The sequence below is a fragment of the Porphyromonas uenonis DSM 23387 = JCM 13868 genome, assembly GCF_000482365.1.
Classification (GTDB): Bacteria; Bacteroidota; Bacteroidia; order Bacteroidales; family Porphyromonadaceae; genus Porphyromonas; species Porphyromonas uenonis.
Genome location: NZ_KI535306.1, coordinates 181515 through 188346, shown reverse-complemented (window position 1 = coordinate 188346; position 6832 = coordinate 181515). Strand labels below are relative to the sequence as shown.

The window sequence follows — 6832 nt, the reverse complement described above, 5'->3', positions numbered from 1 at the left end:
TGTCAGTTGATTACAGGGCTGTTTTTGGAAAATCCGCTTGATTTTCGAGGAAAATGTGTACCTGATCGCCAGCAAATGTACGAAATTTCTAGATGTCTCCATAGGGTGACACATTATACAGAGTGACTTTATTTACGGCACTATCGAGGAAATCGAACGATCCCTCCGTGGAGATCGTGGATTAGCCAGCGAGGAACGAAAAAAAACTTCGGAAGTTTGATTTGCTTCTTCCGAAGTTTCATTTCATTCTTCCGAACTTTGATTTCGGCCCTCCGTGGGGAAATTTCGCTGCCTCGTGAGGTATTGGGAAATTCTTCCCTGAGAATTGGCATGGACAGGTGACAAAGCGTCAGGACTTGTCGCTTTGCTTTCGAATTGTAACCTTGTATGGGGGCGGAGATTAGAGCTCGCGGAGGAGATGCTTGACGGCGGCGAGGGGGTGGTGGAAGAGCATACGAGGACCGGCCCAGCGCATCACCGTCTGAATGCGGGCTTTCATGTCGGGTCGGTAGCAGTGTATGGGGCATTTGCGGCAGGTGGGCTTCGCTGCGCCGTAGTGGCAGCGGTCTAGTCGCCGTGTGGCGTATTCGAGTAGCTCGCGACAACTGTCGCAGAGCGTTTCATTTCCCTCTTTCTTCCTGCAGTAGAGCTGGATCATTTGCCGAATGACCTGCTGCTCCTCTGCGATGCGTCCCTGGCCCATACTACTTGCCGATGCAGAAGTGGGAGAAGATGTAGCCGAGCACTTCGTCGGAGGTGATGGAGGCGCCTGTGACGAGACCGATCTCTTCGATAGCCTCACGGAGATAGGGGGTGATGAGGTCGCTGGTCAAGCCGTTGTGGAGTCCCTCGGAGACCAACTCTAAGGCAAGACTTGCCTTGGTGAGCGCCTCGTAGTGGCGCAGGTTGTAGAGCATCACAGTCTCCTCCTCTCCGTGCAGGGTGTGAGTGTGGGTGACCATAAGCTCTTCGAGGGCTTCGATGCCCTCAGCGGCTCGTGCTGAGATGGCTAGCGGAGGGGTAGTGTGCCGCTTGTCTGTGATGCGCTGTAGCTGGTCGGAGCAGTGGCTGAGCCAGTCCGTGACCTCGCTCTCGGTGAGTAGATCCCGCTTGTTGAGCAGGAGCATGAGGGTACTGTCGGGGGAGGTGCGTGGTAGGAGTTCACCGAGTTGTGTCTCTAGCTCGTCCCACGTGGGTAGGGGCGGGGCGATGACCCAAAGGATGAGCCGTGCCGAGGAGATCTGCTGGTAGCTACGCTCGATGCCTAGTTGCTCCACGAGGTCGGTCGTCTGGCGCAGGCCAGCGGTGTCAATGAGTCGGAAGAGTGTACCACGGATGGTTAGTCGCCCCTCGACGGTGTCGCGGGTGGTGCCAGGGATGTCGCTGACGATGGCTCGCTCGTGTTGGAGAAGGGCGTTGAGGAGGCTGCTCTTGCCTACGTTGGGTGCGCCGATGATAGCGGTCGGGATGCCTTGCTGGAGCTCTTGCCCGGTGCTGAAGCTTTGCGTGAGCAGGCGAAGCTGGTGCTGTATGGTGGCTAACGTTTCAGCTAAAGTGGTGCGATCGGCAAAGGCGACATCCTCTTCGCTAAAGTCTAGCTCCAGCTCGAGGAGACCGGCAAAGCGTAGGAGCGTCGCCCGCAGTTCGTTGAGCAGATGACTGAGCCTGCCGGTATGCTGCTGCATAGCCATCTTGTGCTGTGTGGCAGTGGTCGCAGCGATGAGGTCGGCGACCGCCTCTGCCTCGGCGAGGTCGAGCTTGCCATGCGCTAAGGCACGACGGGTAAATTCGCCTGGATCGGCCATACGGCACCCCTCTTGCTGAGTGACCCACTCTAGTATAGAGCGTACGATGAAGGGAGAGGCGTGGCAGGAGAGCTCGACGACCTCCTCGCCAGTGTAGGAGTGTGGCGCGGCAAAGTAGGTGGCTACGACGAGGTCTATGAGTTGTCCGTCAATTCGCAGTCCAGTGGTCGTGGCTTCACGAGGCGCGAGCCTTTTGCCAAGAAGCGTCTCAGCAATCTGCGGGGCTAAGCTTCCCGAGATACGTATGACGGCTAGCCCCCCGCCTAGTGCGGTGGCAGGCGCGCAGATCGTTTCGCTCAGATCATGTATCATGAGGGCAGGGCGGCTAGTAGCTGAGCCACGGTGGCCCCCGTCGTGGGGATGGTGAGTTCGGGCGCTATGTAGCTGAGTGGCTGCACGACGAAGGCTCGCTCACACATACGAGGATGCGGGATGGTGAGCTCAGGCGTGGTCACGACACGCTGGTCGTAGAGCAGGATGTCTAGGTCTATGACTCGGTCGGAGTAGATCCCGTCGTGCGACTTGTGCAGTCGCCCCATCTTCCGCTCGATCTCCTGAAGCTGTGCCAAAAGCTCTGCTGGCGTGGCTGTCGTGTGAGCAGCCACAACGCTATTGAGGAAGAGATGCTCCGAAGCGAATCCCACGGGGCGAGTCTCCACAAAGGGTGCGATACTGTAGATCTGGAGCCCACGAAGGCGCATTCGCCTGATCGCCTCTAGCAACTGATGACGAGGCTCGTCGAGGTTGCTACCGAGGGCTATGTAAGCAGTAGGCATAGGAGCGACAGTGAGAGAGGCTTAGCAGGATCCTTTAGTCCATAATGAGGAGCGCATCCCCGTAGCAACCGAAGCGGTACTTCTCCTTGACCGCCACATTCATCGCATTCATCACATTCTTCTCTCCGCCCATGGTGGCGGCGCACATGAGGTTGATACTCTTTGGTGCATTGAAGTTGGTCAGCATAGCGGTCGGCAGGTGAATGTGATAAGGCGGGTAGATGAATTCATTGGTCCAGCCACTGAACTCCTTGAGGTAGCCGTCCGTGCTGACGCCCGTCTCGAGGGCTCGCATGACGGTAGCCCCGACGGCAACGATCTGCGCATTGTCGTCGCGCGCTTGGTTGACGATGTCGCAGCACTCGAGGGGGATGTACATCTCTTCGTTCTCCACCTTATACTTGCTGATCGCCTCCACCTCGATCTCCTGATAGCTGGAGAGGTTGTGGTGTAGCGTGAGGAAAGCAAGGTTGCAGCCCTGCAGACGAAGCTTGTGCAGGATGATGTCGCTAAAGTGCAGGCTTGCCGCAGGAGCGCAGACGGCGCCGATGTGCTTCGCAAAGACACTCTGGTAACGCTCTAGATCACTTGGCTCAGCGGGGCGCTTGATCTCCGCGGGTAGTGGAGCTTCGCCTAGACTGTACAGATCCTTGAGGAAGTCCTCGTGAGAGCCGTCGTAGAGGAAGCGTAGGATACGTCCTCGCGAGATGGTATTGTCGATAACCTCAGCGACCAGCACGGGAGCTCCGCCCTCCTCGCCGAACTCGAGCTTGTTGCCGATGCGGATCTTGCGGGCTGGATCTACGAGGACATCCCATAGACGCAGGGAGTCGTTGAGCTCACGCAGGAGGAAGACCTCGATCTTCGCTTGATTCTTCTCTTTCAGTCCATAGAGCCTTGCGGGGAAAACCTTCGTATCGTTGAAGACAAAGGTGTCTTTTTCGCCAAAGTAGTCGAGGATGTCCACAAAGTTCTTATGCTCGATGGAGCCATCGGTGCGGTGCAGCACCATCATCCGAGACTGATCTCTGAAGGTGGTCGGATACTGAGCAATGAGCTCCTCGGGGAGCTTGTAGTCAAAGTGTGAAAGCTTCGCTTTATGTCGCATATTGGATTCTGTTTCTAATGGGATAGAGGGAATATAGTAGTCAGGAGAGCTCCTCCTCGTCGGGCGTTAGGGCGAGTAGCTCGTCCAGTTGGTCGAGGCTAAAGCAGTTCGCCTGAGAAATCTCGCCAGAGCGTGTCCGCACCAGCTGAGTGAGATAAGCTCCCGAGTCGAGAGCCGTGCCGAGGTCGCGTGCTAGCGAACGAATGTAGGTGCCTCTGCTACAGACGATGCGTAGCTGTAGGGTGGGGGGCGTGAAGCTGACCAGCTCCAGCTCGTGGATGGTGACGTGCTTGTGTGCTAGCTCTACCTCCTGTCCCTGACGGGCTAGGTCGTAGGCGCGTATACCGCCCACCTTGACCGCTGAGAAGCTCGGAGGTCGCTGGTCTATCTCTCCCGTGAACTGGCGCAGGGTGCTCCGCACCATCTCCTCCGTGATATGTTCGTAGGGATAAGTCGCGTCAATCTCGTGCTCGCTGTCGAAGGAGGGCGTCGTGGCTCCGAGCTGAAGCGTGGCGCAGTACTCTTTGTCATGATCCATCAGCTGCTCGATGAGCTTCGTGGCACGCCCCGTACAGAGCACCAGTACGCCCGTCGCCTGCGGATCAAGCGTCCCAGCGTGGCCTACCTTGATGCGCTTGATGCCCGTCACCTGACGCACCATGATGCGCAACTTATTGACCACGTCAAAGGAGGTCCACCCCAACGGCTTGTCCAGTGGTATGATCGCTCCCGTACGTAACATGAGGGGGCGATGAGCCTGTAGGTCGGCAGGAGTGTATAGCTTGGAGGAGACTTCCTGATTCATCTTATTAGTGCATCGCTAGAGGCACCCCACAGAGCAGTAGGATGAGTACCAGTAGACCGACCACGATACGGTAGTAGCCGAAGAGCTTGAAGCCGTAGCGGGTTACATAGTTGATAAAGAACTTGATCGCTAGCAGAGCCACTACGAAAGCTACCACATTGCCCACGAGGAGTGCCATCCAGTTTTCCTGAAGTATCTGACTAGAGACGGGATCGGAGAGAAGTTTGTACCCCTTGAGCAGAGTGGCACCGAGCATCGTCGGCACCGCTAGGAAGAAGGAGAACTCGGTCGCTGCGCGTCTTGTGAGTCGCTGTTGCAGTCCCCCCACGATTGTCGCCATAGAGCGTGACACGCCTGGGATCATAGCGATGGTCTGAAAGCAACCTATGACGAAAGCGTTGCGGTACGATGGGCGCTCTGCCGTCTGACTCTGAGCTGGCCAGATGCGATCGATGAAGAGCATGAAGATACCGCCTAGGAAGAGCGTCGTGGCGACCACATAGACATTGTCTAGGAGCTGGTCTATCTGCTCCTCCAGTAGTAGCCCGATGACCGCTGCGGGGATCAGTCCCACGAGGAGCTTGATGTAAAAGGAGAAGTGTCCTACCCACTGCCACCGCTGCGGTAGCTGTCGTGCGCCCTCCTCAATTCGAAAGGTGAAGAAGCGCTTGTAGTACAGCACCACGACCGAGAGGATCGCGCCAAACTGGATCATCACCGTAAAGGCGCGTAGGAAAGGCGTACTCTCCATACCAAGCGCCCCCTGCGTAAGGATCATGTGTCCCGTAGAACTGACGGGGAGAAACTCCGTCAAGCCCTCTACGATGGCTAGAATAATGGATTCAAGTATCGTCATCTTAAGCGTTGCGGCACAAGGGGTTTACTTGCTTTGTGGCTTAGTGTTGCTATCCTTGCCGTTGCTTTTGTTGGGATCTTTGGGCTTAGCCATGATCGCATAGATGATTAGGAGGAAGCCGACCAACGTGACGATAGGCGCCACCACGATACGACGTGTGCTAAAGATCTCAGCCGTAAACTCTGTGCTGTCTGCGCTACCTCCGCCTGACATCAAGAGGAGCCCCAGTATGATGATCCCCACGGAGACCGCTAGGAGGATATAATTCTTCTTGCCAAATACCATAATTGATAAGTTGTGATGGATAAGATAATGACTAAGCCATGACGATCCGTCCGCCATCCATACGAATGTATCGGCTCGTCGAGATAGAGGCGGTGATCCACGAAAGTAGGATGCCGAGGCAGATGATTCCTCCGAGGATGATCGCCACCTCGCTGTAGCTGAGGTAGCTCTGGAGGAGTAGCGGGTTGCGCTGTGTCATATAGCAGAGCAAGCCTATAATCATACAAGTCGCTAGCAAACCACCCCACAGCCCGTTGAATATACTGTAAGTGGTAAAGGGCTTACGGATCAAGCTTGGCTTAGCTCCCAATAGGGTCATAGAGCGGATCAGGAAGCGCCGACTGTAGATCATAATGTGGGTCATACTATTGACCTGTATGATAGCGATGATCAGCAGAATCAGCGAGACGATCAGTAGGATCGTCGAGAGATGCTGCATATTCTCATCGATCATCTGGAGCATATCTCCACGGTAACTCATCATCTGCACGTTGCCCCACGATGCGAAGTCGCTCTCTATCTGCGCCATGCTATCGGCCACAGCGTACTGTGACTTGAGATGCACCTCTAGCGAGGGTTGTAAGGGGTTAAAGCCAAGGACCGCGACGGGGTCTTCGCCGATCTCCTCCTCTAGTTGTCGTGCCGCCTCGTCAGGCGTTATGTAGTTGACATCCTTGATGTAAGGTGCTTGCTGCACTTGCTGCATCAGTTCGATGCTATCCTGAGCAGTCGTCTCTGGGTCTAGCAGGACGGTGAAGGTCATCTCCTCACGCACCGACTGCTCTAGGTGACACTTGCCCACCTCGAGGAGAGCTATAGATCCCAGCAGGAAGAGAGGTAAGGCGATACATACGATCGCAATAATCCTAGACGAGGGGAGTAGCGATCGGCGCCGTGAACGAGGGGTGTGATGCGACATAGGCAAGCGTAAATCTTAACTGTAAAATGTACGAGCTGTGGTATATACAGATAAAAACAGGTCAATTAGCGATGCGTCCCCTCCCTAGTCTATATTCAGAGACCATACAAAGGGCATCATACATCTTTGTGCAAAGGTACTCAAATATCCGAAGCGGAGCTACAGGCCCGTATATTCCACCAGCAAAAGCAATCTGAGCAGAACGTATTCCCCAGGGGTGACGCATTATAAAAATGCGCTCGTCTCATTTCCTACCTAGGAATTGCTCAAATTCCTCC

Annotated in this window: 8 protein-coding genes; all 8 read right to left on the bottom strand. The window is 55.5% G+C overall.

Going from position 1 to position 6832, the window contains the following annotated elements; genetic code table 11:
* Positions 1 to 400 precede the first annotated feature (400 nt).
* On the bottom strand, positions 401 to 703 hold the full coding sequence (locus L215_RS0104470) for a nitrous oxide-stimulated promoter family protein (RefSeq protein WP_025884178.1): 303 nt from the start codon (positions 701 to 703) through the stop codon (positions 401 to 403).
* A 1-nt stretch (position 704) separates the two neighbouring features.
* Positions 705 to 2117 carry a tRNA uridine-5-carboxymethylaminomethyl(34) synthesis GTPase MnmE gene (gene mnmE, locus L215_RS0104465; protein ID WP_027451407.1) on the bottom strand — a complete coding sequence of 471 codons (1413 nt, stop codon included), beginning with the start codon at positions 2115 to 2117 and terminating at the stop codon, positions 705 to 707.
* Positions 2114 to 2581, bottom strand: coding sequence for a 2-amino-4-hydroxy-6-hydroxymethyldihydropteridine diphosphokinase (gene folK, locus L215_RS0104460; protein WP_025884180.1), 468 nt, complete (start codon positions 2579 to 2581; stop codon positions 2114 to 2116). The genes mnmE and folK overlap by 4 nt, the downstream gene beginning before the upstream one ends.
* 34 nt (positions 2582 to 2615) lie before the next feature.
* Positions 2616 to 3689 (bottom strand): tRNA preQ1(34) S-adenosylmethionine ribosyltransferase-isomerase QueA, encoded by a 1074-nt coding sequence (queA, locus tag L215_RS0104455; protein WP_025884181.1) that lies wholly within the window; start codon positions 3687 to 3689, stop codon positions 2616 to 2618.
* Positions 3690 to 3729: 40 nt separating this feature from the next.
* Entirely contained in the window at positions 3730 to 4431 is a 702-nt protein-coding gene (truB, locus tag L215_RS0104450; RefSeq protein ID WP_027451406.1) for a tRNA pseudouridine(55) synthase TruB, read from the bottom strand.
* 67 nt (positions 4432 to 4498) lie between these two features.
* Positions 4499 to 5350 (bottom strand): undecaprenyl-diphosphate phosphatase, encoded by an 852-nt coding sequence (locus L215_RS0104445; RefSeq protein WP_025884184.1) that lies wholly within the window; start codon positions 5348 to 5350, stop codon positions 4499 to 4501.
* A gap of 24 nt (positions 5351 to 5374) precedes the next feature.
* Positions 5375 to 5635 carry a DUF3098 domain-containing protein gene (locus tag L215_RS0104440; RefSeq protein WP_025884185.1) on the bottom strand — a complete coding sequence of 87 codons (261 nt, stop codon included), beginning with the start codon at positions 5633 to 5635 and terminating at the stop codon, positions 5375 to 5377.
* A gap of 31 nt (positions 5636 to 5666) precedes the next feature.
* Positions 5667 to 6554, bottom strand: coding sequence for a cell division protein FtsX (locus tag L215_RS0104435; RefSeq protein ID WP_025884186.1), 888 nt, complete (start codon positions 6552 to 6554; stop codon positions 5667 to 5669).
* Positions 6555 to 6832: the final 278 nt, after the last annotated feature.

Bases quoted from the DNA above. Each gene is read 5' to 3' on its own strand.
- L215_RS0104445 (WP_025884184.1), bottom strand. From the start codon at position 5,350: ATGACGATACTTGAATCCATTATTCTAGCCATCGTAGAGGGCTTGACG.
- mnmE (WP_027451407.1), bottom strand. From the start codon at position 2,117: ATGATACATGATCTGAGCGAAACGATCTGCGCGCCTGCCACCGCACTA.
- queA (WP_025884181.1), bottom strand. From the start codon at position 3,689: ATGCGACATAAAGCGAAGCTTTCACACTTTGACTACAAGCTCCCCGAG.
- L215_RS0104470 (WP_025884178.1), bottom strand. From the start codon at position 703: ATGGGCCAGGGACGCATCGCAGAGGAGCAGCAGGTCATTCGGCAAATG.
- truB (WP_027451406.1), bottom strand. From the start codon at position 4,431: ATGTTACGTACGGGAGCGATCATACCACTGGACAAGCCGTTGGGGTGG.
- folK (WP_025884180.1), bottom strand. From the start codon at position 2,581: ATGCCTACTGCTTACATAGCCCTCGGTAGCAACCTCGACGAGCCTCGT.
- L215_RS0104435 (WP_025884186.1), bottom strand. From the start codon at position 6,554: ATGTCGCATCACACCCCTCGTTCACGGCGCCGATCGCTACTCCCCTCG.
- L215_RS0104440 (WP_025884185.1), bottom strand. From the start codon at position 5,635: ATGGTATTTGGCAAGAAGAATTATATCCTCCTAGCGGTCTCCGTGGGG.